This is a genomic window from Vreelandella nigrificans (assembly GCF_002374315.1).
Lineage (GTDB): Bacteria > Pseudomonadota > Gammaproteobacteria > Pseudomonadales > Halomonadaceae > Vreelandella > Vreelandella nigrificans.
Window position 1 is genome coordinate 66,038 of sequence record NZ_NWUX01000010.1, and the last position, 25,994, is coordinate 92,031.

The following is a 25,994-nucleotide window of genomic DNA, read 5'->3' on the forward strand; positions in this document are numbered from 1 at the left end:
TCGCTGTCAGTAACGCCGACGGCACGCCTGCACTGCACCACCGCTGGCTATCAACACAAGCATCAATAAAATGGCCCATCGTAAGTGATCATCATCGCGGTGAGTGTTGGCCTCTACGGCTTCAAGCACTTGCCCTTCCACGCTCTGCATAACGGGTTGGCTCTCTGTGCTCTGCGTCATGTCGGCATCAGAGGTAGCCTGCGTAGGTGAAGGGGCGTTCATATCCAAGCCAAATCCTTGAACCAAATCGGCAATGAACGCGCGACTGATTGCGGCACCGGTGTCTACCTCGAACTGTTCTTCCAGGGTTTGCCAACGCTGAGCCAGCTCCCGTTGGGTCTGCTCAGAGGCATCCCAGTATCCCTTGCGAATAGCTTCGGCCATGCGCTCCAGGATTTGCGCCTGAGCCGTCGGGTTGTGTGTTTCAAACCACTCCTGGGTGCCCAGGTCACGTGTGTCATTCACATAAGTATCAAACAGGGCCTGCCATTGGTCATCGCGCACCGTGGAGGCATCCATTGCCTGCCAGCCAAATAGATTATTAGTGACATTGAGCACTTCAAGCGTGCCCGCGTACCCCTCTGCCTGCATGGCTTCTATCCACTGTGGGTTTAGATAGCGCGTGCGCAGTTCGTCAGCCAGAAAGCGCGCCAGTCCCGTCGTTTTGATATGGCTGCGCAGGTCTGAGACCAAGAGTTGCGGCGCCTGCCCATCCAGATGCCGCACAGCTGCCGACAAGCCTCCTAAGAATTCAAAGGGGTGATCCGTGGATAACACGCCGTGGAGGTTTGAAGAGCGCGACATAACCGCGGCTTGCGTCCCGCGCAGCTGTTCAGCCAGCAGATTGACCTGCCCAGCTGCCTCGCCCCAGCGCTGGCTTGCATAGGCGTAGCGACTGCTGGCAAGAAACTGCTCTGCCAACACTGCGTCGTCATCCCATTCAGTTGAGCGCATAGCCAGTTCGGTAACACCAGTGCCATACGCCCCCGGGGCACTACTGAAGAGCCGATGCTGAGCCATGGACTGCGCGTCATCGGCTGGTACGCCCTGCTGTTCAAGCTCAGCGGCGATACGTTGGTTATTGGCTGCAATCAGGTTCTGTGGCTCATCCAGTTGGGCAAGCCGTACCATCGCATCGTCGAGCAGCCGCATAAAGCTGTCGAACTGGTCACGATAAACGCCTGTCACCTGAACCACGACATCCGTTCGAGGGCGCCCCAACTCGTCGGCTGGCACGATCTCCAATGAGATGACTCGCCCCCCCTCATCCCATACCGGCCGCAGCCCTAACGCATGGAGTACCTGCGCTTCCGTTACCCCTAGATGCCGAATCGCTTCGGAAGACCACAAACTAAACGCGAGTTTTTGCGGCCATGCCCCTGCGTGCTCATCGCGAAATGCCTGAACCAGTTGCTCATAAGCCTCGGCCCCGGATTCAAACGCAGCACGTGTTGGCAGCTTATCGGCCTCAAATGCGTACAGGTTGCGGCCACTCATCACCTCGGGGTTGCGAATAGGATCACCGCCGGCCCCTGGTGGCACAAAGCGACCCGCTAATCCAGCCAAGAGTGCTTCATTCTCCTGGGTATCCAACAAGCGCTGATTCAGCTCACGAGCGCGGGGGGCAAAGTCGGTGAGACTATCCGGCAACGCTTCGTCATCGGATGAGAGCATTTGTCGTACCGTCTGGTGAGCGGGGTTTTCAGACAAACCATCACCATCCTCCGCAAACAGCTCCTCCACATCAATATCCAGCGCGGTATAAAAAGGCTCCCCCAACTGCTGCATAACGGTACTAATACGATGATCAATATCCGCTGGCTGCCCAAAGGTATGTAGGCCCAGCGGCATAGCCACCCGCGCCAATTCATGCAGGTGGTCATGCAACTCCGCCAGAAAATCCTCGAATGCCATATCGATCTGCTCATGTGACCATCCCAGGTCGTCGTGCAGATTGGCTTCGATCGCCACAGCGGCAATTTGCTCTGTCACCCGTTCACGAACATTGCCTTCATCAAGTTGCTCATACTCATGTATCAGCTGATGTAAATCACGCAACTGATCGTAAAGGCCAGCGGGCGCAAAGGGGGGCGTTTGATGGCTGATGGTGACCGCACGACCTCTCCGTTTGGCCTGGATCGCCTCGCCAACATTGTCCTGAATATAGGGGTAGAACACCGGTAAACTGCCAAGCGCCAGCCATGGGTAGTCACTTACCGCCAACCCTCGCTCTTTGCCGGGAAGCCACTCCTGGGTGCCATGGGTACCCAGGTGAATCAATGCATGGGCATCGTAATGGCGCTGAAGATAGAGATAAGCAGCCATATAGTGGTGGTCAGGCGGCATAGCGGTGTCGTGATAGCCGCCATGGGCAGCGGCATGACGCGGCAACTGGGGCATAATAACCAGATTGCCTAACTGCCAGCGGGGAATAACAAAGTAGCGCTGACCATTGATCTCCCGTAGCGCATGATGGCGCTCAGGCGCGCCCCCCATATGGCGTAGCTCACGTTGATGTTGACGGGGTAGCGCCTCCAGCCAGCGCTCATACTCGGCCAACGGGAACACATCGGCCAGTCCCTCTTCAAGCAGGGTATCCAGGTGATCGCTGCTATATAACGCCTTCAGCATACGCTGACTGGTGTCGATGATCTGTTGCTCTTCAAGCGTATCTCCTACTGCATACCCCTGTTCAGCAAGGGCTTGATGGAGCGAGCGTAGGCTACGTGGAATATTGAGGTGCGAGGCTCCCAGGTTCTTCTCCCCCGCAGGATAGTTCCAGAACATCAGCGCCAGGCGTTTCTCCGCAGCAGGCGTATGCCGCAACAACACCAAACTGTGCAGCTTTTCGATGAGAGCATCAGCCTGCTCAGGCAAGAGTACTTCCCGGCCCTGGGACGTCGCAGAGAGCACCAGTGGATCGCTGATCCCCCATCCTTCCGGCCCCGCCAGAAATACCGCTGTGGTGCGTGGCGCAACACCGCTAGGCGCATCAAGCCATTCGCTTGCATCGCCTTCACGAAAACGCAGTGTTTGGATAACGGGAATATCCAGCGCGAGGAAGTCACGGCTACGAGCCGCACCATCCTGCATATGCGACAAGTTGACCAACACATCAACCTTGGCCTCCTCAAGTGCACCTACCAGCCCTTCTGGTGCTGCGTTATCCAGCCAGAAGACGATAGGCGTCAACCCCGCTGCCTCGGTCCGCTCAATCAGCTCGTCGATCTCATCGGTCACCATGCTGGTGATCATGCCTTGATAAACGAGAAAGGCTACGCGCCCGCTGGGGCCGGGTTCAGCATCGTTACCGTCAGACCGAACATTTTTAGCGTGCCAGGCAAGATAGGATGCAACCTCCTCAAAGGGGTGCGGCGCACTGGAATGATAAAAGCCCGTAGCGGGTAGCTGCTGCGGTGGCTCAAGTAGTTCATCCGGGGGCGTTTCCGTCTCTAGTACAGTGCGGGTTAATGCAAAAAAACGCCGGAAGTTATCTTCGCCGCCGTTAGCGTAAAGCGCGGCCAGAGCACTGCCATGCTCTGGCGCGATCCCCACCCATTGCGGGCGGCCGCCCCCCACGGTCAGCATCGGAGCATTCACGTCTACCGACAGCGCCTCTACATGCTGCTCGACCATTGCCCGGTCATTGGGGCGCGGACCATCAAGCACAATTAACGCTGCCTCATTGAGTGCACCGAGCAGCGTATCGGGCGAGGCATCTTCAACACTCAAATGGCGTATAACCACGCGCTCCCCTTCGGCAAGGGGGGCAAGACGTTGAAACTTCTCTGCAGTGACAAAGCTGTTATGTAGCACCAGCACAATAGGCTGTGAAGAACCATCATCGGCCCAAGCTGAGCAAGCACCTGTTATGACCAACAAACAGCTGAGCGATACCCAACGTTTCAGCATCCAACCCTGCAATAAGCGCCCTATGCTCAGCCACTCTCTACACACTGCTCTACGAATTTCTCTGCACATTTCTCTGCGCATCAGAACCGCACCGTTACACCAGCAAAGTAACGCCGCCCTTCATCTGCCCGGCCATAGACGCTGGCATCGTCATTGGCCAAACGCTCATCGCCGATGTTTTCGACCCCCGCCTGTAGGCTAACGTTAGCGCTTACACCGTAATCGGCATACCAGTTCCACAACGTATATCCAGGGCGCTCATCCTCTCCTGCGGAGCGGTATTGAGATCCAATGTATTCCGTTTGCACCCGTGTCGTGAAGCTATGTGTCGGCGACCAAATCAGTGACGCATTGGCACGGTGGCGGGAGCGATCAGGCAAACGCTCGTCGATTGTCCGATCCTGGGCATCCAGGTAGGTATAATTCGCTTCGGCACGCCACTGGGTGGTGATATCGACACCCGTGGTTAATTCCACCCCCTGAAGGCGCGCCCTGGCCACGTTCTCGTACTCCAGGCAAACGCGACCCGGCTCGTTACAGGTCGGCTGGCGAACGGTTTCAATCAAGTTGCGAACATCATTATGGAAAACAGTGGCGCCAGCCGACCAGCGGCCGGGGGCATAAGTTACCCCCAGCTCATAGGACTGATTGGTTTCCGGTTCCAGGCTAGGGTTACCGCGAATGATGCCGCGCCCCCCCATGGCCGCACGCGACTCAAACTCGGCTGATAATTGCTTGAGGGTTGGCGCTTTAAAGCCACGCCCCGCTCCCGCTCGGAAGGTCAGCTCATCACTGGGGTGGTAGAGCAAATAGGCACGGGGACTAAACTCCCAACCAAACTCTTCATGGTTATCAAAACGGCTCCCCAGCACTATTTCCCACTGCTCGTTGAGATAAATTTCATCTTGGCCGAACAGCGCAAAATGCGACTGTGATGCCTTTCCACGATTGTTGATATTGGGGTCTTCTAAGCTTTCTCGCCTGGCCTCTGCTCCTAACGTCAGCGCATGATAATCACCTGCCTGAAAGTCGACCTGTCCATCGAAAACAGTATCAACAAAACGATTAGGGCTCGTTGTGTCATTGCCATCACTACGCCAAGCGTCACGATCCAGGGTACTGCGATAAAGCCTGATCTGGCTGTTCCCCCACTCCCAATCGCCGTAATGAGCGGCAGAGTAACGCCGCCGCTGAACATGGTTATCGGATTGATAGCGGCTACCCTGAGTGCCTCCCCTGACACCCTCCAGTGTTTCATTGCCTGCATCAACGGCAACGTCTATGCGCTGCAGTGCATCAGGTGTCCAGGTAAGCCCTACGTGGCCTGAGGTGACACGCTGATCATCCAGCGCGGTAAGATCGTTATTGTTGGCATCGCGTAGCGCGTCCCGCTGGCGGTATTCACCCCATGCATTAATGCCTAACGTGCCAGGAATCACCGGGCCACCCACATAAAAACCACTTTTATGTCCGTCGCCATCCAATCCGTGATCATTGATCAGCGCGTAGCTGCTAACCGACCCTTGCCACTCATCCGTGGCAGAACGAGTAATAATATTGACAACCCCACCCAAGGCTTCCGAGCCATACAGCGATGACATCGGCCCACGGACGATTTCAACTCGCTCAATGGCCTCGGCTGGCACCCAGCCAAGCTCAAAATCGGAATGGGCAATGGCGGATGAAGAGGAGTTGATACGCTGCCCATCGACGAGTACCAGGGTGTGCTCGGAGCTCATACCACGAATCGAAATACCACGACGCCCCAAACCAACACTATCCAGATCAACACCCACACTGCCCCTAACAGCATCGGCCAGATCATTAATGGGGCGACGACGTAGCTCCTCCCCTTCCACCACGGTGACACTAGCCGGCGCATCGGTAATATCGCGTTCAGAAGCTGTTGCGGTGACAACGATTTGTGGCAACGCTCCGTTCTGAGATGAGCGCTCTCGCTCAGCCCCCACCGCTCGATCCCCTATCGACTGAGCCCAACTGGCACTCACTGGCATCAACGCCAATAGGCAGGTAATCGCGATATCACGCTTTTTGTTCATCGTTCTCTTATCTCGATTGCTGAGTTTGAGGGGATTAGTGGTGTGTTTTTTCGAAGTGATTCTGTAAAAACATTATGTAATAACATAACAATAATAACAACGAGGTCTGTCATGTGGATAGCGCTACTCTGGCCTAGACCACACCTAATTTATCTTAGCCACAAAGTGTCAGCATTCGATGTGTCGAACGCCCTACCATGGCGTCAACAGCTACTGCCCAGATAGCCGACTCCGGATTGGATTGGATTGGATTGGATTGAATAATACAGCCATCAGGAGACTTCTTAATCCGGTTTGCCTTCACGCTCTATGATGATACTTTCGCTATCTACATTATCTCGTCTTCCCCATGCCAAAGACGTAAGTGCCGCTACTAAAATAATCAGAGTTTAACGCCAATGAACCAACTACTCGCAATGCGCGCGTTTATCCGCGTGGTGGAAACCGGCTCATTTAGCCGGGCCGCTGAGCAGTTGGCACTCCCCCGCTCGACCATTAGCAAGTTGATCATAGATCTTGAAACACATCTGGCGATTAAACTACTTAATCGCACCACTCGAAAAGTCGCCACCACGGCCGAAGGCGTGACGTATTACCATCAAGCAGTGCGTCTGCTCATCGAGGTGGATGCGATGGACAACGCGGTGCGAACCAGCAAATCAAACCCTCAAGGGCACCTGCGCATTGATGCTCCCTCCACCTTTGCCACTAGCCTACTGATTCCCGCACTGAAAGCGTTTCAGCACGAATACCCCGATATTACCATTGCACTCGGGGTCAGCGACCGGGCTGTCAATATTGTCGGCGAAGGGGTGGACTGTGTTGTTCGCGCAGGCCGTCTCGATGAACAGGCTATGGTAGGTCGTCACTTAGTCGAGCTTGGCTATATGACCTGCGCATCCCCCACCTACCTGGAGCGCTATGGAGTGCCCAGCCACCCAAACGAGCTTGAAACCCAGCACGCACGACTAGGCTACTTTATAGCGGCCAACAACCAGCCGATGCCAATGGTGTTTGAGAGGGGGGCTGAGCGGCTTGAGATGGGCGGCGGAACCTACTCTGCCAATGATGGCAACGGTCTGTTGGCAATGATGCTGGCAGGGCTAGGCATAGGTCAGCACTTCACCCGCTGCTTGCAACCCCATATCGATAGCGGCGAGCTGGTACCAGTGCTAACCGACTGGATACGGCCTGGCTTACCGTTTCATATCCTTTACCCACCCAACCGCCACCAAAGCGCTCGGCTAAAGGTATTTATCGAGTGGCTGCTGGCAACGTTTAGGGATAGGTACCCAGCTATCTAAGCAATAATTGCCGTCACACGAATTTCAACGTGCATAGTGGGTAGTCCAAGCGCCTCGACACCGACTTGTGTCCAGATAGGCGCGTGATTAGGCATGTAATAACGGTATAGGCGAGTCATCGTTTCGTTAACTTCCGGAGGGAAACCACCTACATGATAAGAGTTAACGTGAATCACGTGCTCCCAGCCAGCGCCTGCAGTTTTCAGGGTGCGCTCAACATTGCGAAATGCCTGCTCAATCTCTTCCACCAGCGAGGTTGATATTTGGAATTCATCATCCCAACCGCCTTGCCCTGATATCTCCACACGATTATCAACCTTAACCGCCTGAGAGTAATTCAATAGCTCTAGCGCCTTATCCCCATAACCGGGTGTCACAAAAAACTCAGGTTTACTCATGGTGCTCTCCAAGTGAATCAACGATGCAGCTTAGTAACGATGCTGCATAGTAAGGAGAGAGGCCAAGGTACAAAAGATGCGAAACCTGACATGTCTGTGCATGGCTATGGATAATTGTATGGGTATTCGCTATCGAGGCCGAGGCGGTAATTCATTTCAGACAACTCTGACATCCAGCCACAGCCACGCTGTCCAAGAAGTAGGATGCTAGCCATTGCCCATTCTACTGGTCAATTTCACTGCCTCTTGGACTCACGCTACCTAAGTGTAATTTACACACCCCACACAAACTTAATACTAAGAATTCTCATACACATTTACATTCAATAATCATTTTTATATGATCATTCACCCTCAGCATGAGCAAATCTTCAAAAAAGCACCGTAAAAAGCGCGCCTCAGGGGATATTATGAAAACGTCATCACCTCGTGTCTTAAGCACGGCACGATATCGTGTGCCTAACTATGCAGGCTTTGTTGGCGATCTTTCCTGGCGGTGCGCCACGTTAATCGCCGTTGCTTCTGCCTGTGTGCTTGCTGCAGGCAGCGCTGCAGCACAAACCGCTGATGCCAACAGCACGCAAGCGCTGGAAACCGTTACCATCACCGGCACAAATCTCTATGAAAACGTCGGCTATACCCGCAGAAGCACCAGTGCAGGCACCGGCCTAACGCTTAGCCAAAAAGAGCTACCCCAGGCGATCAGCATTATCACAGAACAACGCATACAAGATCAGAACCTGGACTCCATTGAAGCGGTACTAAGCAATACCACCGGCATTTCGGCACGCCATCTGGACAGCGACCGCGTTGCCTTCTCATCTCGTGGTTTTCGCATCAACAGCTACCAGTACGATGGCATTCCCACGCTCAATACCGATAATCGCTGGTACTTCGGTGAAGGTCGGCTTAATACAGCCATCTACGACCGTGTTGAGGTCATTCGTGGCGCTAACGGGCTGGTAAGCGGTTCAGGTAACCCTGGCGCTTCGGTCAACTTCATACGCAAACATGCCGACAGCCACGAATTCACCGGTTCTGTTTCCGGCACCCTGGGCAGTTGGGATAAGCGTGGCAGCACTGTCGACCTGACGACCCCGCTAATCGCCTCTGGCGATGTGCGGGCGCGCTTTATCGGCGGTTACGAGGAAGGCGGCGCTCACCTTGACCGCCAAGACAAACGCCGCACGTTTGGTTACGGCATCATCGATGCCGACCTGACGGAGTCCACAACACTCTCACTGGGCTTCGACTACCAGGATAGCCACACCTACTCCCCCACCTGGGGCGGTTTACCGCTGTGGTTCAGCAATGGCACGCCGACGAACTACTCACGCTCGTTTAGTGTGGCGCCAGATTGGTCTTACTACGATTTCGAGTCCGAGAAAGTCTTCGCTAACCTGGAGCACCGTTTCGATAACGATTGGCGCGTGCGTGTCGCCGCGGCTCATGAAAAAACCAGTATGGATGGTAAGTTGGCCTACCCCTACGTTGAGGGAATGCTGCCTGACCAGATAGACGGTAGCGGCGTTGGGTTTCACACCGGCTGGAACCGAGGCGAGCGTACGGTTGATGCCGTTGATGTACTGGCCTCAGGGCCATTCACGCTACTTAGCCGCGAGCATGAGCTGGTGCTAGGCGGCAGCTACAGCGATCAGGAAAACAACTACGACAACCGCTTTATCTCTGGCATTTTTACCGTTGACGACTTCAACAACTGGGATGGTTCGGCCCCCAACGAAGGCTGGTCTGAATTTACGCCATCGGAAGCGTCCAGCGCGCGTCAGAAGGCGGTTTACACCGCTGGACGCTTCTCGCTATCTGATCCGCTAACGTTGATTGTTGGCGCACGCTACACCGAGTGGAATGGGATGACCCAATTCCACAACCTTGATCGCCAGAGCCAGAGCGAAGTCACACCTTACGGTGGCCTAGTCTATGACTTCAACGACACTTACTCGGCATTTGCCAGCTATACCGAAATCTTCGAGCCACAGAACTACCGCGATAACAGCGGTAGCTACCTGGACCCCGTAGTGGGCAAGAACTACGAGACGGGTATCAAAGCGGCATGGTTCGATGGATTGCTGAGTGGCTCCTTCTCGGTGTTTCGTATTGAGCAAGACAATGTCGCCCAGGCTAACCCGCTTATCCCTGGACAGACCGAGACCACCTACTCCACCGCCAATGGCGTGGTCAGCGAAGGCTTCGAGGTTGAGCTGAGTGGCGCAATCAGCGACGATCTTAATATGACCGTGGGTTACTCCCATTTCACCGCAAAGGCCAACGAAGGTACTTTCAATACCGATCAGCCACGTTCTCTGTTCAACCTGTTCGCAAGCTATAACGTGCCGCAACTGCGCGAGCTGACTGTGGGCGGCGGGGTGAACTGGCAGAGCAGCCTCTTCGCCAGCGGCCTTACCACCCCGGCCGGTATCCCCAGCGAGTTCGAGCAAGGTAGCTATACCCTGGCCAATCTTTTCGGCCGCTATCAGTTCACACCTGAGCTGTCACTTCAGGTCAACATCAAGAATCTGTTCGACGAGAAGCATTACAGCCATATCAATGGCTACGGCGTCTATGGCGAACCTCGCAGCATCACCTCTTCATTAACTTACGTTTTCTAGACGTCCCGCCTTAATTGCGTGTTGCACTGCATCGTTGCCGTCTCCAGTTGGCTCGACGTCCACTGGAGTCTATTCCCTCCTGAAAGAGTATTCGCTATCATGTATCTTTTATAGTTACATAAAGGCATTCGAAGAATTATGGAACGCAAAGAGCTAGAAGCTATTTTTGATCAGCAAGCCGCCACTTACGATCAACAGTGGAACAAACTGGCACCGGTCAAGGACGCAATGCACCTACTTATTGGCGCGGTGTTTTCCTCACTTCCCAAGGATGCACGTGTACTCTGCATCGGAGCGGGAACCGGTGCAGAAATCCTCTATCTTTCCCAGCGTTTTACCGGGCATAACTTCACCGTTGTGGAGCCATCTATTGCCATGCTGGACGTATGCCGACGCCAAGCAGAGGAGCACGGAATCGCCTCCCGCTGTGAGTTTCACCATGGCTACCTGGACTCATTAGCGCCCTCGGCACCTTTTGATGCAGCGACTTCGCTTCTGGTCTCCCAGTTTATCCTGGAGCCAGAAGAGCGCTCGGCGTTTTTCCGAGCCATCGCCAAGCGGCTACGGCCGGGAGGGTATTTGGCTAGCGCCGACCTGGCCTCAGACATAGAGTCTCCAGCCTATCATTGTCTATTGGACACGTGGGTAAGGATGCTCAGCGCTGGAGAGGTGCCCGCTGATATGGTTGAGCGGTTTCGTACTATGTATGGCCGTGATGTAGCGGTTACGCCCCCCGAAGGTGTCAGTGCACTCATTGAATCGGGGGGGTTTAGTACACCGGTACCCTTTTACCAGGCTGGACTGGTGCATGCTTGGTATGCCACCCGTTTAAAGGATGTGTAGCGGCTAAGTTAGCCGCTTAACACCCAAACATCAGCGTACGGTGTGCGGAAAGCCCCGCCATAGCACCATCAGCTACCGAAAAGGAGACTGATCCCATGGCACGGGCCACATCACCGCAGGCGAATACACCGGGAACTGAGGTTGCCTGCAGCGCATCAGTTTTGACGATACTGCCCAAAGGTAACTCTTCAAGTTCACACCCCAATTGCGCCACCAGTGGACTAAGATGAATGCGCGGCGCGACGAATAACCCCGACAAGGGAAACACCCGGCCGTCCTGCATCATTAGCTCAACGCCATCTGCCTGCTCATCGAGACGTGCCGCTGCGCCATATTCTATCTGGGTGCCGCGTGCCTTTAACTGAGCTAACTGCTCAGCATTAGGTTCAAAGGCATCGTTAAGAAACAACGTCGTCGCGCCCCAGTCGGGCAGCATTAAGCCATGGTGCATCGCAAGCTCTGAGGTTGCCAGCACACCTATTCCCTCTTTTCCCAGCTCATAGCCGTGGCAATACGGGCAATGGAAAACGCTCTTACCCCACTGCTCGGCAAGCCCTGGCAAGCTTGGCAGTTCATCGGTAACGCCAGCAGCCAGGATAATGCGGCGCGCTTGGTAAGTGCTGCCATCGGCCAGCTCAACCAAGAAGTTATCCACTCCCCCCGTTACTGCTTCTACTTGCCCCGTACGCCACTCAACCGTTGGGTACTCCATCAACTGACCACGAGCTTCCGCTGCTATCTCTGCAGGCGGCGTGCCGTCCTGAGTTAAAAACCCATGGGAGTGAGAGGCAAAACGGTTACGGGGTTGTCCTGCATCTACTAGCAATATGTCCCGTCGCCCCCGGGCGAGCTGTAACCCTGCGGCCATGCCTGCGTAGCTACCACCAATAATTACTGTATCAAAACTCATTGCTTTTGCTCCGATTGTGCTCAGCTTTGAAAGCCAATTCCTAACTCATCAATATCATGTATCTTTTATTGATACATTAAAAAGCACACAGAGGTCAAATCCGTAATATTGGGGAACGCTGGCTAGCGTCAGTCAGGGAGACAGAGGGGTATTAAGGCGTCGGCAGTTGGTAGCCTTTGCGCGTCGCAATATCATCGAACTGAGCGGCCAGCTCCGCTAGCGTGACCGCATCCAAGCGGTCGATCAGTAGTGCTTCCGCTTCGCGCATGGCATCAAAAAGCGCCGCATTAACCACTTGCTCTACCGCACAGTCGGGGTTATCACGGTCGGTGCCGATAGCAAAAATGCGTGGCCCACCCACCGCATTGTGGATATCCAGCAGCGTTACATTGTGCAGATCACAGGCGATGCGCCAGCCGCCATTGTGGCCTTTTTCAGACTTTACATAGCCCGCCTTACGCAGGCCTGCCATGGTACGGCGCACCACGGCAGCATTAGTACCAAGCATGGCGCCAATCTGTTCAGAGGTAATTGGCTGGGATTCCCGTGCGATGTGCAGCAGCACATGTAGCATACGAGAGAGGCGGCTATCAGTTCTCACAGGCAACAATCAACTATTCAGCGGATAAACAAAAAGGAGTGCGGCGAACCCGGACTTTAACACATCCATTTGCACGGCTAAGCATGCACACTCGTCAATGTAGTCATACCACTACTATATCCCCTCGCGCGTTGCTATAAGGCAAGATTAGCTTACGCTTTCTATACTGCTGGTTATTGCAACGTCAGAAACGATCGCGGTGCTACTGACCATCAGAGAGTTAACCTACTAATATTGTTTCTATTATTGTTCACCAGCCATGCAAGGATATTATGGGTCTTCAGGAAATCGCTGTCGGTGGCATCCTTATTAGCCCACTGCTGATCTATGCCCTATTGGGCTTCATCGTCACGCTGGTGACCCGCACGCTGCTTCACTGGGTGCTGGGGCAGCATACATTGTGGTACGCAGCGTGGTTCGACCTGTCGCTCTTCGTCATTCTTACGGCTGGTATTACCTTTGTATTTACTATCTTGCTCGGGGGTTCTTGATGCGCCATTCGCTCCGGCTGCTACTTACTCTGGTTATTGTCGCAATTGCTATTGCTGCCGGTATCTGGCTATGGCGTTACTATCTTTACACTCCCTGGACCCGCGACGCTCGCATTCATGCAGAGGTCGTAACTATTGCACCCGATGTATCGGGTTGGGTAAATACGCTCAATGTCACCGATACCGACTACGTTACCCAGGGCGATGTGCTGTTTGAAATTGATGACACACGTTATCAAACTGCAGTCGACAGAGCCCAAGCTACCGTTGAACACCTTCAGGCAACTTTAGAGCTCAGCCGAGCCGAGGAGAGCCGGCGCAACCAACTGAGCAGCAATCGTGCGATTAGTGCCGAAGCCCAGCAGATTGCTCAGATCAACTCTCGCATTGCTGCCGCCGACCTTAATCAATCCCAGGCCGACCTCGCCGCTGCCCAGCTTGATTTAGAGCGAACGCAAGTAACGGCTCCGGTCAGCGGCCACGTGCTTAATGTACAATTTGCGGCAGGCAACTACGTAAATCGCGGCACCTCGGTAATGGCACTGATCGCCGCCAACTCTTATTACGTGGTGGGCTATTTCGAAGAGACCAAAATGGCGTCGATCAACGTAGGCGACCCGGTCGAGGTCATCCTGATGAACGGCGACACTCATCTAGAGGGTCGGGTGGCAGGTATTGGCCGAGGCATTGCCGATAGCAACACGACCCTTAACCAGCAACTGCTACCACAGGTGGCACCAACGTTTAACTGGGTGCGCTTGGCCCAGCGTATTCCAGTGCGTATTTCGTTAGACAACGTCCCTGATGACACGCTACTTAGCGTCGGTATGACAGCAACAGTACGCGTCCACCCTGCCGAACATACTGAGTGACCCATGTCACCGTTTGTTAACACTTACCTGACGCCTAACGCCACAGCGGTCAAGTTCGCTATCAAAACCACCTTGGCGATGATGCTGGCACTGTATGTGGCTCTCTGGTTCGACCTGGAAAGACCTTATTGGGCGCTGATGTCGGCTGCTTTTCTCCAGGTTCGACCGATGAGCGGCATGGTGATCGAAAAAGGCATCTGCCAGCTTAGCGGCACTGTTATCGGTGCCGTTGCAGGCATCGTGATAATGGCGCTGTTCGCCCAGGCCCGTATACCTGCGCTAATCATGTTGACGGTCTGGATTATGCTGTGCACTTATGTCGGTTCACTGTGGCGTAATAACTACACTTACGGCTGCCTGATGGCTGCTGTCACCGCGATGCTAATTGTGGTGATTTCCAGCGGTAGCACACCAGCGGGTATTTTCGATATCGCCGTGGCCCGGCTTTCCGAACTGGGGCTAGGTGCAGTCTGCGCGATGCTGGTCAGCTCGCTACTCTGGCCATCTCATGTGGGTACGCACCTCGCCACCCAGGCCGACAGCGTCATCAACGAAGCCTTCGAGCATGCCGCCCTGCGCTTGGAAGCCAGCAACGATATTCCAGCGATGCAGAAAGCCCTGCGGAGTAGTCTCGAGCCATTAACACTGCTGGAAACCGATAGCCAAGCCGCCCGTTTTGAGGGCCCTGTCGGCCCCGGCCGAGTACGCGCCACTCACGTACTAACGCGACGCACGCTGCGCTTTTTCGCCAACCTCCAAGCGCTCCATCAACTGATGTGCGACCACGCCGATCGGCTCGACTCACAAAGTATCGAGCTTGCATGCCGGGTCGCTCAGGGCTTTCGTGAGGCAGAGCACGTCAAGGGGGTCGCTAAAGCAAGAAAAGCACTCCAGGCACTACGCCATCAGGTTCATGAAAGTGACCAGGAGAGCGCCATCGCCCCACTCGACCAGCGCCTCCGCTTGGGACTGCGCGAATCGATTGGCCATGCGCTGGTGATGCTCGACGCCCGCGAGGCAATTGCTTCACCGGGGCGCCATAAACTACGCTCATCGCCGCTGGCTTGGCACCGTGACCACCTCGCCGCCAGTATTAACGCCCTACGCTCGGGGTTACTGTTTGCGCTACTGGCAACTTTCTGGATTGTTACTGCTTGGAATAGCGCCATGATCGCTATGATGCTGGGCACGCTGTTCTCAGCCTTCTTCGCCAGCCGCGAAAACCCAGTAGCTATCACGATGATGTTTTACAAAGGCATGTTGGCGGCGATTCCCAGCGCCTTTCTGTTCGGCCATGTACTACTCTCCCAAGCCAATGGTTTTCCGATGCTAGCGATGCTGTTTGGCACGCCACTATTTTTAGGCTTACTGGGAGCCACTAACCCGGCCACCATGGGGTACTGCTTAGCCTTTTCTATTTTCAACATTCTGCTGACCATGCCTGGCAACGGCATGGATTTCTCTTTCGACATCTTCGCCAACCGGGTGGTGGCCGTGGTGATTGGGCTAACCTGCGTCGTTATGGCTTTTCGCCTACTGCCAGGGCCAGGTGCACGACTTAGGCGGAGGCGTCTGATTAAAGCAATTTCCCAGGATATCTATGGGCTACGCCGACGTTCGGTTCGAGATGCGGAAACCCGCTTTAGCGGCCATATGGCCGACCGACTTCTGCAGCTCGCTCAGCATGACGATATGCTCCCCGAGGACCAACGCCATCTGTTTATTTTAGGCCTGACTGGGCTCGATTTGGGTACCGCGATGTTGCGCCTGCGTGACCGTCTTGACGATTCGCCACATCCATTAATCCGCCGAACGCATCAAGACCTACTGCAGACGCTAGCCAACGGTTTTGCAGAGAGTGCCAACGGGCGGCCGCCCCAAGGCATTCGCGAAGCCGGTCAGCAGTTGGAAGCGGCGATTGAGACCTACGGCGACATCCCCGCCGAACGTCGCGTGCTACTGGAAGGTTTGGTTGAACGACTCGAACTGGCCCTAGAGCGTCTAGCGCGCATTATGGCGGAGCGGCCACATAGTAAGCCTTCAGCTAAGCAGCGCTTGTCGACACCCGCATCACAGTGAGCGAATAAATCAATCTTACAGAGCGTTTCGCCTTTGCCAGCTAGATTGCCGAGAACCTCCTTGCCCTAACTAAAGCGTAGCTGCTGGGGCGCTTTAGATTGATCAAAACGGAGGCTCATCACTATCAGTCCAATAAAAATCACCCCAAGCATCAGCCATGCCTGCTCAAACCCTCCCAGCAAGTCTTTTATCAACCCCGCCGCGATAGGTGCTAAAGAGGCAATGAGATAGCCGATGCCCTGTACCCAAGCAGTCAGTTGACCAGCTAGCACGGGATCGTCTGAGTGATCCATAGTGATGATCAAGCTTAAGGGAAATAGGCCACCAATTCCTAACCCCAGCAGCGCGGTTGCCAACCAAGCCATTGTTTTAGGCATTAGCCCAAGAAGCAAAAAGCCCGCCACCGACAACAGAAGTACCAGCAATAACACCGGGCGACGGTCTTTCATTTGTTGAGCCAGTATCGGAAACGTTAGGCCAGCCATCACCTCGATGGCCGTTAGCCAACTAAGCGCCAGCCCCGCTTGCGTTTCAGACCAACCTAAATGGATAAAGGTGGGCGGAATCCAAGCCAGAAGGCAGGTATAACCCGCCGTGCCTAAACCAAAGAAAATCGCCAACGACCAAAACCGAGGCTGCCGCGCCATCGCTGAAAAAGCGATGCTAACTCTGTTGTTTTGACTAGGGGCTGGCAGTACTTGCTGCCTGCGCATCACCCAGCAAACGAGCCCTGCAAGTGCTAAAAGTCCCCATAACGCCAAGGCGCTCTGCCAGCCAATATAGTCGCTCACTACAGGGGTAATGGCAGAGGCGAGCGCCGCGCCCCCCATAATGGAGGCAATGTAGAACCCCATCACCATTGGGGTTTTCTCACCTGCCGCCTGCTTTATCACCGCAGGAAGTGCGGCCTGGATAAACGCTATGCCAATGCCGGCACCCAGCGCGGCTACCCATAAGCCTGTATACCCGAAGCCAAACCAATGCAACGCGTCCGATAAAGCAATCGACGCAAGCGCCAGAGTAATCACGCTGTTAAAGCCGATCCGCTTTGCGAGCAATGCGCTAGCAAAACACCCCAGCCCCATCGCTAGTACCGGCAACGTGGTTAAAAGCGACAACTGTGTAAATGAAAGGCTTACATCGTGACGGATTGCCTCAACCAGCGGCCCAATAGCCGCCATGGATGGCCGCAGGTTGAGCCCAATCAGAATGATCAGCAGGATCGTTCTTACCAACGGTATTGATCTCGAATTGCTATTGCGCATACCCACTGCCCACCCTTTATCGGCCATTGCTAAATAAGAATCGGCGCTTACTGTAAAACCTCAGGTTAACTTGAGGTCAAGAGAAATAATGGATCAGCACATAGACTCTGGCGAATGGGCATTGAGTGTGGGCGAGGTGGCGAAAAGGAGCGGACTTAAGGTATCGACGATTTATGACTACGGCGCTGAAGGACTAATAACAAGCTGGAGAATTGAAGCTTCGTGGTCAGGTAGGATGCGTATTGTCTATGGCGGCCTGTCTCTTCATCAATACACGTTTCATAACCCAGGAGATATCAGGGCGCTTAACTTTACTGTTTTCTTATTTCTGTTTCTTCTGAAATGCATCGCTAAACGCCGCTGCTAAAATGCCGGTGGGTATCGCAATAATCCCGATGCCCGCCACCGCCGTTAAACCCGCAAAGAACTTGCCTAACCCTGTGATAGGAACCATATCGCCATACCCCACCGTCGTCAGCGTAGTAACACTCCACCACAGCACACGGGGCACGCTGCCAAAAGCAACCGGTTGGTCTGACGCTTCCGCCAAATACAGGCAGAAAGAGGAAAATAACAGCAATAACATCGCCAAACCCACACTCAACCACAGCTCATGAGAACGAGACTTCAGCGCCTCTGTCAGCGCTGCCCAAGCTTGGCTGAATCGACCTAAACGAGTTAGCCTCAGCATTAGCCCCAAACGCAACAGGCGCAGTAAAAAGCCGTTGTCTTGAACCATAATCCCAAGGAAATAAGGCAAAATCGCCAGTAAATCCACCAAAGCCCAAAACGAAAACACATAGCGTAACCGGCCTCTTACCCCGCGATAATGAGGGTCTTCACCGACAACATACAGGCGCAATAAATACTCACCGATAAAGATCACCACAAACACGGTTTCTAAAGTAGGAAAAAGGCGCGGCGAAAGCGCCCGCAGCATTGGCTCCGTTTCCAAAATAGCCACAAACGATGCCAGCAAAATCAGTACGCAGATAACTCTGTTTATGGCCGACAGCCCCTGACGCAAATGCGCCTCCAAGGCTAACTCCCGGTATAAATCAGCTCTTTTTATGTTCATTTTCAAAACAACGTAGTTAGTGGATACAGCGACCTAAAACTCCAGCAACCGCTTACGCACTGGGCGGATAGAAAACAGTACCAATGCGCCTAAGGCCAACCACTCTAGCCACTCAGGTAGCAGTTCCTGAACTTGGCTGGCCTGTTGCACAGGATCCCACCCTGTCATCGCCAACCCTTGATCAAACACCCAGCCAATCAGCACCGTCACCAGCAGAATGCTCCCCAGATAAATCACCAACGCTTGGCTGCCAAACTCACGACGCAAAATAGCCAGCGTTGCTAAGCTCGTCACAGGGCCAGCAAGTAGGAAAACTAACGCCATCCCCGGTGAAATGCCCGCCAATAGTAAGCCTGCGGCAACCGGTGTGGCTGCGGTAGCACAGATATACAAAGGAATGCCGATGACCGCCATAAGGATTAGCGCCAACAAACCACCCGAAAAACCTACCAGGGTTTCTGGCGGCACAAAGGTAACCAGCACCCCCGCCAATAATAAACCGGCAAACATCCAACTACTAATGTCATCCAATAAATCACTAAAGGCATACTTTAATCCTGCGATTACCCCCGTCGGCTCAGTGGCATGTGCGTGAGCATTGCCATCATCAGACCCTTTTGATGCACAGCAGCTGCTAACAGGGGTGCTTTTCGGCAGCACTGCTTGGCCGGTAAAGCCCACTAAAATACCCGTCACTATCGCGGTTACCAACGCTCCCAGCACCCGTGCCAGCGCCATTAATGGACCTAAAAGCACACTGGTGATGAGCATTGAGTCCACCCCAACGCCGGGGGTACTAATCAGGAAAGACGTGGTTGGCCCACGACCCGCTCCCCCCCGATGCAACGCCAGCGCGGTGGGAATCGCCCCACACGAACACAGCGGCAACGGCATACCAATCACCGAGGCGCGTAAAATGCTGCCCAGCCCACGCCCCCCCATCCAACGTTGCAATAAGTGTTCTGGCATCAACGCTTTAATTAATCCCGCAATCACCAGCCCCAGCATTAGCCAAGGCGCAGCACTTAGCGCAATACTCAACAGCTCATTGATCAGACTCATCGTCGGTTACCTGCTTGTTAGCCAAGAGAATAACGACTAGCCTAAACCCTGTAATCGTTACAGGGTCAAGCCAATGAAACGCTACTATCGTATTGGGGAAGTCGCCAGCCGAACCGGATGTTCGCCAGAAAGCATTCGACACTATGAAAAGCTGGGGTTATTGGCACCGCCGCAGCGAGGTGAACAAGGCTATCGGTTTTACGATCAGGCAGCGCTGGAGCGCATTGGCTTTATTCGCCATGGCCGCAGCCTAGGGCTAGACCTGCACAGTATTCAGGAGCTATTAGCACTTTCCGACACCCCCGATACCGACTGCACCGCCGCCGATGACATCGCCAGCCGCCACCTAGAACACCTGGAAGAACGCATCGCTGCCTTACAAGCACTGGCAGGGGAACTGCGCCAAGTGGTGCATCAATGCCGAGGCGGCAAGGCGGCTAACTGTCAGATAATTCAAACGCTGTATGACCACCAACCCACCTGCACCGAGCGAGGATGCGGAGAAGTGACGGCGTAAAGACTGCCCCCTGCAATGTCGCAGTTCAGTATCGTAACAAAGGAACACCGCATGATTGAGACAAGGGAATAACTCGACGTCATTAAAAAGTCATGCTATTCGATGGTGACCAAAAGCGCAGGGATCTCGGCAGGCACCGCCATTATTCCCATACCTGGGCTGGATATCGGCTCAGACGTGGCCATCTTGATGCGCATAATTCCCAAAATTAATGCCCAGTTTGGTTTATCGCCTGAACAAATCGAAAGCCTAGATACTGAAACCAAGCTTTTTGTAATGACCGCCATTTCCAATACGGGAAGCAAGTTAGCCGGAAAATACATCACCAAGACGTTAATCATAACGCTACTGAACAAGATGGGCGTTAAAGTTGCTGCCAAAGGTGTTTCTAAGTTTGTTCCCTTTATTGGCAGCGCTGTGGCGGGCAGTATTAGCTTTACTGCCATGAAGTACATGGGCAACAGACATATCGAGGATTGCTACAAGATTGCCTTGGCAACTCTGGAAAACAAGCAGCTACCTCCAGTGGCAGAGCCTACGACCTTTATCCCTGCCGACCACCCTGCTAATTCCCATTAGCGGGTAGCGTACGGCCTGACAGAGTAGTTTCCACCTTGAGACATCGATTAACACGCCTAGAAGAAGTTACAGTGTCATCTATGGACTGGAACCAGGGCTATATCGTTGGCCTGCATGAATATTACCCATGAGCAGCAAGCTTAGTACGCCAAAACAGGCGAGCCCTGCTAACAACATTGCCAAATGAAAACCACTTTCCATCGCGCGGGTAAAAAGGTCTTGAAGAGCGATTGAGGTGTTGGGGAATACGTGCTGAGTAATAGCCTCACGCGCAATCTGTTCCACACTACCCACTCCTTGCTCAACTCCTCTCTCAGCTACGGCAGAGGCAAAAACATCAATCGCCCGCTCACTCATTAATGTACCAAGCAGCGCAATACCAATTGTCATGCCAGCTTGGCGAAGTGCATTCATTGTTGCAGAGGCGGCTCCCGATAGTTCAGCCGATGCCAAGCTCATCACGGCAATGCTAGTGGCAGGAACGGCCAGCCCCACCCCGACACCGAGTAACGCAAACCATACCCCTACAATCCAGTAAGGTGTTTGTGCCGTGGCCGTTGCCATTAATAGCAAAGCGAGCCCAGCGAAGCCGTATCCTACTGCCGTTAACCGCCGTAGAGGAATCAGCTTATTTAATCTTCCGAATAGCAGAGAAACGCACAGCGTCATGACAAATTGCGGCATCATGCGCCAGCCAGCCTCAACAGGCGACCACTGCTGAATCTGCTGGAGAAAAATCGAGAAAAAGAACAGGCTGCTGTAGTAAGAGAATCCCAATATGAACGAGGCGAAATTCGCCACTAAAAAAGCGCGCTCCTGCAGAAGTGCTATCGGCAGTAAAGGCCGTTCTACTCGACTTTCTACCACCGCGAACAGTACAAAGCTGATCACGGCGACCATCAATGCAATGCCTCCCATTTTGATATTTTCGCCTGCCTCAATCATGCCAAAAGCCAATGCGCCCAGGGCTACCACACTAAGAATTTGGCCCAACGGATCACGTGCAGCGTGTTCGGGATACTTACGCTCGGTAATGCCGTACATGCCTAGCACAACGACCAATATACCCAGTGGAAGATTAATCAAAAAAATGCTCTGCCAGCCAAAATGATGCAGCAATAGCCCCCCGCATAACGGCCCCAGGATTAGCGCCAAGGCGTTGGAGGCTGACCAAGCACCGATTACGTGCGAACGCTCCTTTGGATTGGGAAAGGCAGAGGTAAGAATAGGCATAGCACCACAGATCAGGAAAGCGCCAGCAGTTCCCTGGATGGCCCTACCCACCAGCAACACCGGCAATGACGGCGCCCAACCGCACACTGCCGAGCCCAGCGTGAACAGGATAACACCACTGAGCCAAGCGCGCTTTTGACCATACCTATCCGCTATTGGACCCGCAGACAGCATGAACCCAGATAGGCAGATCGCATAAGCGTTGACTACCCACTGCAGCCCTACGATATCGGTGCGTAATGCCGTCTGCATGGTAGGGAGTGCCACGTTGACGATGCTGATATCAAGTGTGGCAATAAAGCTTCCAAGACAAACAGCGCACAATGCGCCGTAGCGGCGAGAAGGCTGCATGACAGTTCCTTACGGTGAGATAGAAAATTGCGTGCTCTTTGCTTAAGCATACAAATCGACCGACCGTCGGTCAATAAATTATACTGTATCGATCGCCTATGCTCTGAGCCTTAGCTCGCCTAAACTAGGCCGTATTTTCTAAGGGATGTTGAAGCCAACCAAGAGTTAAAAATCGACATAATGGATCATAAGACAACGAAGCCAACGCCGCTGGCAGCTAAAGCGCCAAGAACCAAACCGGCTGAAATTCGCCTAAATGAGCTGATGACTGCCGCCGAAAAGCTCTTCCTGGCCAAAGGCGTTGAAGCCACAACAATCAACGAAATTGTTAAGGAAGCCCAAGTTGCCAAAGGCACGTTCTATCACTACTTCTCATCCAAGAACGACATGCTGGTTGCTTTGGGTGAACGGTACACGGCTGACTTTCTAGCGCGCCTCCAGAAAGCCCTGGATGCCTGCCCAGACCACGATTGGCTGCAGCGATTGAGAACATGGATTGAAGTTAGCGTCGACGTGTATGCACAAACATACCGAACGCACGACATCGTCTACACCAACCATCACCATCATGATCGTTCCAACCAAGCCAGGAACGCCCTTCTTGATCAACTGCTAGCCATCATTGAAGGTGGACAATTGGCGGGCACCTGGCGAGTGGAGCAACCAAGGGTAGTGGCTCTGCTTATTTATTCAGGAGTGCATGGCGCCACAGACGATATCATTGCAGCCAAGGCTAACGACCGTGCACGCTTTGCACACCAAGTGGCAGATGCTTGTCTGCGTATGCTGCCCCCTCCGAAAAAGACAACCAGATAAACTTTTTTATCGCGGATTTCAGCGCCTATGATTAACGCCTTTGCCGTATCCAACTATCGCAGTCTGAAAAACGTTGTCTCTCCCCTAACAGGCCTCAATGTGGTTACCGGGCCCAATGGGTGTGGAAAATCCAACCTGTATAAATCGCTGCGGCTACTGGCAGAGACGGCTAAAGGCAATCTGATCTCATCGATTGCCCAGGAAGGCGGGCTTGATTACACCTTCTGGGCTGGCCCGGAAAAACTCACCAAAAGCATGAAAGATGGCACTGCGCCCATTGAAGGCTCCGCCAAGAGAAACAATCCCCGCCTTAGACTGGGTTTTGTGGGTGAAGACTTTGGTTACGCCATTTCACTGGGAATGCCCGCGCCGCAGGGGTTTGCTGGCTACGGGGACCCTTCCATGTTTCAGTTCGACCCCGAGATAAAGCGCGAGTGTATCTGGGCTGGCGACGTCTGCCGCCCCAGCAGTTGTCTGATCGACCGAGTCGGATCAGTGGTGAAAGTACGTGTTGGCCGCAAATGGCAGGTTTACGACGCCCACCTCAATAGCTACGAAAGTATTTTGAACGAAATCAGTGATCCGATCGCCGTGCCTGAGGTTCATGCGGTCCGGCAAGCCATTCGTAGTTGGCGCTTCTATGATCAGTTCCGAACCGATTCGCAATCTATTATCCGCACACCACAGATTGGTACCCGCACCCCGGTGCTGGATCACGATGGCCACAGCCTAGTGGCCGCATTACGAACCATCCACGAGATTGGCGACAGAGAAGCGTTGTACGAGGCGATTGAAGACGCCTTTCCCGGTGCAACCATCAATTTTGCAGCCGACGCCGGTAACCGCTTCCTATTACAATTTCTTCAGGATGGACTGCTGCGCCCCTTAAACCAGTCAGAATTATCCGACGGCACACTTCGCTACCTACTTTTGGTAGCAGCGTTGCTCACCCCTCGGCCACCTGCCCTGCTGGTGTTAAATGAGCCGGAAACCAGTTTGCATCCGGATCTGCTACCTGCCCTAGGACGCCTGATTATCCGCGCATCGCAGGAAACCCAGGTCTGGGTGGTTTCCCACGCCCCGCGCTTAGTGGTCACTCTGGAAAAAGATGAGAGTTGTAACTCGATCGCTCTCAATAAAGAGTTTGGTGAGACCGTTATCCTCGGCCAGGGATGGTTGGACGAACCGCCCTGGCATTGGATGGATTAAATGGACGGATTAAACGAAAGAAAGCAACTCGCCATTTCAAGTACGATCAGTAATAAACCTCAAGCAGGCTGAGGCTTATTGAATTCCTCACCGACCAGCTTACCTGGTAGAGGCCCTGTCATCGTTTCTTGAGGTTGATAATGCATAACCGAGCGAATCGCTTCACCTCGGCGCAACAGATCAAACGCCATATTGATATTATCGTGGGTCATGTTGTGCGTAATATAGGGATCAACATCGAAACTCCCTGACAGCCACTCATCAACCATGCCCGGCAGTTCGGAACGCCCCAGCACACCGCCAAACGCGCTGCCCCGCCAGACCCGGCCAGTCACCAGCTGGAAGGGACGTGTCGAAATCTCCTCACCTGCCCCAGCCACGCCGATGATGATACTTTCTCCCCATCCCTTGTGGCAGCACTCAAGCGCAGCACGCATTAAGCGAACGTTGCCAACAGCTTCGAAAGAGAAGTCAACGCCACCATTGGTCATCTCGATGATCACCTCGTGTAGCGGCTCGGGATAATCGTTAGGATCGAGGCACTCCGTCGCGCCCAGTGACAAGGCGAGCGGAAACTTGGCCGGATTAACATCAATGCCGATGATCCGCCCAGCCCCCTGGAGTTTGGCCCCTTGAATAACGGCCATACCGACGGCGCCCAATCCAAACACGGCCACCGTATCGCCCTGTTTCACCTTGGCGGTATTTCTCACCGCGCCGATGCCGGTGGGTATCGCACACCCCATCACACTCGCCTTGGCCAGGGGAGCTTCACGGCTGATCTTGGCTACGGCGATTTCGGGCAGCACCGTGTACTCGCTGAAGGTGCTAGTGCCCATATAGTGGTGCAGCATTTTACCTTTATAGGAGAAGCGACTGGTGCCATCCGGCATCAACCCTAGCCCTTGGGTCTTACGAATAGTCTGGCTTAGGTTGGTCTTACCCGAGCGGATATAGGGGCAATTTGGATCCTCCGGCGTATAGAGTGGAATCACATGGTCGCCGGGTTTTACCGAGGTTACCCCGCGCCCGAGCTCCTCAACGATGCCTACGCCCTCGTGGCCTAATACGCATGGAAACAAGCCCTCGGGGTCTTTGCCGGATAGCGTAAACATATCCGTGTGACACAGACTGGTAGTGACAATCCTGACTAAGACTTCGCCCTCTTTCGGCCCTTCCAGATCGATTTCTTCAACTTCTAGTGGCCGATTGGGCTCCCAGGCAATGGCTGCACGTGTCTTCATCATCATCTCCGCGGGTTGGATTGGGTATTAACGCGTTGTGCTCCCAGCAAGCCTTGATATTCAAGACACCAATTATGTTATGTTATAACATAATTGATATGCAATGAGAGCCACCGATGAACATTTGGATACAGCTAGAGAATGCCGAGCGTGGCGAGCGCCGACCGCTAGCAGCGGTGATCGATGCTATTCCTTGGAACGCCGACGGCTTGATCACCGCCATCGCTCAGCAGCACGACAGCGGCGAGGTACTGATGCTGGCCTGGATGAACCGCGAGGCGTTACTCGAAACGCTAACAACTGGTCAAGTGTGCTACTGGTCACGCTCACGCCAGACCCTGTGGCGCAAGGGCGAGAGCTCCGGTCATCGCCAGCGGCTGGTCGAGTCGCGGCTAGATTGCGATGGTGACGCGATACTGCTGCGGGTTGATCAGCACGGACCAGCCTGCCACACCGGACGACCCAATTGCTTCTACAACGCCATTCGCAACGAGATGGTTGAGGTCATTACCGCGCCGTTGAGCCATTGACATATAAGCCACC

General features: G+C 54.0%; 21 protein-coding genes. 11 read left to right on the forward strand and 10 right to left on the reverse strand.

Features of this window, described 5'->3' with window-relative positions:
• Positions 1 to 6 precede the first annotated feature (6 nt).
• Together cobN and CPA45_RS12510 are read right to left on the reverse strand one after the other, a co-directional pair.
• The gene (gene cobN, locus CPA45_RS12505; protein WP_244287597.1) at positions 7 to 3,993 is read right to left on the reverse strand and encodes a cobaltochelatase subunit CobN; all 3,987 of its coding nucleotides are present in this window, start codon (positions 3,991 to 3,993) and stop codon (positions 7 to 9) included.
• Positions 3,993 to 5,972 (reverse strand): TonB-dependent receptor domain-containing protein, encoded by a 1,980-nt coding sequence (locus CPA45_RS12510; protein ID WP_096651879.1) that lies wholly within the window; start codon positions 5,970 to 5,972, stop codon positions 3,993 to 3,995. The genes cobN and CPA45_RS12510 overlap by 1 nt, the downstream gene beginning before the upstream one ends.
• A 398-nt stretch (positions 5,973 to 6,370) precedes the next feature.
• Between CPA45_RS12510 and CPA45_RS12515 the strand changes: the two genes are divergently transcribed.
• Positions 6,371 to 7,276 (forward strand): LysR family transcriptional regulator, encoded by a 906-nt coding sequence (locus CPA45_RS12515; RefSeq protein WP_096651880.1) that lies wholly within the window; start codon positions 6,371 to 6,373, stop codon positions 7,274 to 7,276.
• Here the strand turns inward: CPA45_RS12515 and CPA45_RS12520 are convergent.
• Positions 7,273 to 7,674, reverse strand: a complete 402-nt coding sequence (locus tag CPA45_RS12520) for a RidA family protein (protein ID WP_096651881.1) — start codon at positions 7,672 to 7,674, stop codon at positions 7,273 to 7,275. The two genes, CPA45_RS12515 and CPA45_RS12520, sit on opposite strands and share 4 nt — an antisense overlap.
• 410 nt (positions 7,675 to 8,084) lie before the next feature.
• Here CPA45_RS12520 and fhuE point away from each other — a divergent pair, with 410 nt between their 5' ends.
• Both fhuE and CPA45_RS12530 read left to right on the forward strand, forming a co-directional pair.
• Entirely contained in the window at positions 8,085 to 10,301 is a 2,217-nt protein-coding gene (fhuE, locus tag CPA45_RS12525) for a ferric-rhodotorulic acid/ferric-coprogen receptor FhuE (protein ID WP_096651882.1), read from the forward strand.
• 138 nt (positions 10,302 to 10,439) lie between these two features.
• Positions 10,440 to 11,144 carry a class I SAM-dependent methyltransferase gene (locus CPA45_RS12530; RefSeq protein WP_096651883.1) on the forward strand — a complete coding sequence of 235 codons (705 nt, stop codon included), beginning with the start codon at positions 10,440 to 10,442 and terminating at the stop codon, positions 11,142 to 11,144.
• 16 nt (positions 11,145 to 11,160) lie between these two features.
• Here CPA45_RS12530 and CPA45_RS12535 read toward each other — a convergent pair whose 3' ends face one another.
• Together CPA45_RS12535 and CPA45_RS12540 are read right to left on the reverse strand one after the other, a co-directional pair.
• Positions 11,161 to 12,054 carry an NAD(P)/FAD-dependent oxidoreductase gene (locus CPA45_RS12535; RefSeq protein WP_096651884.1) on the reverse strand — a complete coding sequence of 298 codons (894 nt, stop codon included), beginning with the start codon at positions 12,052 to 12,054 and terminating at the stop codon, positions 11,161 to 11,163.
• 151 nt (positions 12,055 to 12,205) lie between these two features.
• Positions 12,206 to 12,655: an Rrf2 family transcriptional regulator gene (locus tag CPA45_RS12540; protein ID WP_096651885.1), complete on the reverse strand. Its 450-nt coding sequence runs from the start codon at positions 12,653 to 12,655 to the stop codon at positions 12,206 to 12,208.
• Between the two features lie 272 nt (positions 12,656 to 12,927).
• On the opposite strand from CPA45_RS12540, the gene CPA45_RS12545 reads away from it, so the two are divergent.
• The 3 genes from CPA45_RS12545 to CPA45_RS12555 are packed head-to-tail and all read left to right on the forward strand — an operon-like array spanning position 12,928 to position 16,097.
• Entirely contained in the window at positions 12,928 to 13,146 is a 219-nt protein-coding gene (locus CPA45_RS12545) for a DUF1656 domain-containing protein (protein ID WP_096651886.1), read from the forward strand.
• Positions 13,146 to 14,018 carry an efflux RND transporter periplasmic adaptor subunit gene (locus CPA45_RS12550; RefSeq protein ID WP_096651887.1) on the forward strand — a complete coding sequence of 291 codons (873 nt, stop codon included), beginning with the start codon at positions 13,146 to 13,148 and terminating at the stop codon, positions 14,016 to 14,018. The genes CPA45_RS12545 and CPA45_RS12550 overlap by 1 nt, the downstream gene beginning before the upstream one ends.
• 3 nt (positions 14,019 to 14,021) lie before the next feature.
• Complete coding sequence (locus CPA45_RS12555) at positions 14,022 to 16,097, forward strand: FUSC family protein (protein ID WP_096651888.1); 2,076 nt, start codon at positions 14,022 to 14,024, stop codon at positions 16,095 to 16,097.
• 65 nt (positions 16,098 to 16,162) lie between these two features.
• Here CPA45_RS12555 and CPA45_RS12560 read toward each other — a convergent pair whose 3' ends face one another.
• The 3 genes from CPA45_RS12560 to CPA45_RS12570 form a co-directional block, all read right to left on the reverse strand.
• On the reverse strand, positions 16,163 to 17,362 hold the full coding sequence (locus CPA45_RS12560) for an MFS transporter (RefSeq protein WP_165771551.1): 1,200 nt from the start codon (positions 17,360 to 17,362) through the stop codon (positions 16,163 to 16,165).
• 322 nt (positions 17,363 to 17,684) lie between these two features.
• A complete protein-coding gene (locus tag CPA45_RS12565; protein ID WP_244287598.1) occupies positions 17,685 to 18,401 on the reverse strand; it encodes a potassium channel family protein in 717 nt (238 codons plus the stop codon).
• A gap of 72 nt (positions 18,402 to 18,473) precedes the next feature.
• Positions 18,474 to 19,502 carry an SO_0444 family Cu/Zn efflux transporter gene (locus CPA45_RS12570; protein WP_096651890.1) on the reverse strand — a complete coding sequence of 343 codons (1,029 nt, stop codon included), beginning with the start codon at positions 19,500 to 19,502 and terminating at the stop codon, positions 18,474 to 18,476.
• Positions 19,503 to 19,575: 73 nt separating this feature from the next.
• Between CPA45_RS12570 and CPA45_RS12575 the strand changes: the two genes are divergently transcribed.
• A complete protein-coding gene (locus CPA45_RS12575; RefSeq protein ID WP_096651891.1) occupies positions 19,576 to 20,019 on the forward strand; it encodes a MerR family transcriptional regulator in 444 nt (147 codons plus the stop codon).
• Between the two features lie 102 nt (positions 20,020 to 20,121).
• A complete protein-coding gene (locus CPA45_RS12580) occupies positions 20,122 to 20,598 on the forward strand; it encodes a hypothetical protein (protein WP_244287599.1) in 477 nt (158 codons plus the stop codon).
• A gap of 78 nt (positions 20,599 to 20,676) precedes the next feature.
• On the opposite strand, the gene CPA45_RS12585 is transcribed toward CPA45_RS12580, so the two are convergent.
• Positions 20,677 to 22,182 (reverse strand): MFS transporter, encoded by a 1,506-nt coding sequence (locus CPA45_RS12585; RefSeq protein WP_096651892.1) that lies wholly within the window; start codon positions 22,180 to 22,182, stop codon positions 20,677 to 20,679.
• 180 nt (positions 22,183 to 22,362) lie between these two features.
• Here CPA45_RS12585 and CPA45_RS12590 point away from each other — a divergent pair, with 180 nt between their 5' ends.
• Both CPA45_RS12590 and CPA45_RS12595 read left to right on the forward strand, forming a co-directional pair.
• Positions 22,363 to 22,998: a TetR/AcrR family transcriptional regulator gene (locus tag CPA45_RS12590; RefSeq protein WP_096651893.1), complete on the forward strand. Its 636-nt coding sequence runs from the start codon at positions 22,363 to 22,365 to the stop codon at positions 22,996 to 22,998.
• 27 nt (positions 22,999 to 23,025) lie between these two features.
• On the forward strand, positions 23,026 to 24,207 hold the full coding sequence (locus CPA45_RS12595; protein WP_096651894.1) for an AAA family ATPase: 1,182 nt from the start codon (positions 23,026 to 23,028) through the stop codon (positions 24,205 to 24,207).
• Between the two features lie 59 nt (positions 24,208 to 24,266).
• Here CPA45_RS12595 and CPA45_RS12600 read toward each other — a convergent pair whose 3' ends face one another.
• Complete coding sequence (locus tag CPA45_RS12600; RefSeq protein ID WP_208858508.1) at positions 24,267 to 25,451, reverse strand: S-(hydroxymethyl)glutathione dehydrogenase/class III alcohol dehydrogenase; 1,185 nt, start codon at positions 25,449 to 25,451, stop codon at positions 24,267 to 24,269.
• Positions 25,452 to 25,567: 116 nt separating this feature from the next.
• On the opposite strand from CPA45_RS12600, the gene hisI reads away from it, so the two are divergent.
• Positions 25,568 to 25,981, forward strand: coding sequence for a phosphoribosyl-AMP cyclohydrolase (gene hisI / locus CPA45_RS12605; RefSeq protein WP_096651895.1), 414 nt, complete (start codon positions 25,568 to 25,570; stop codon positions 25,979 to 25,981).
• Positions 25,982 to 25,994 lie beyond the last annotated feature (13 nt).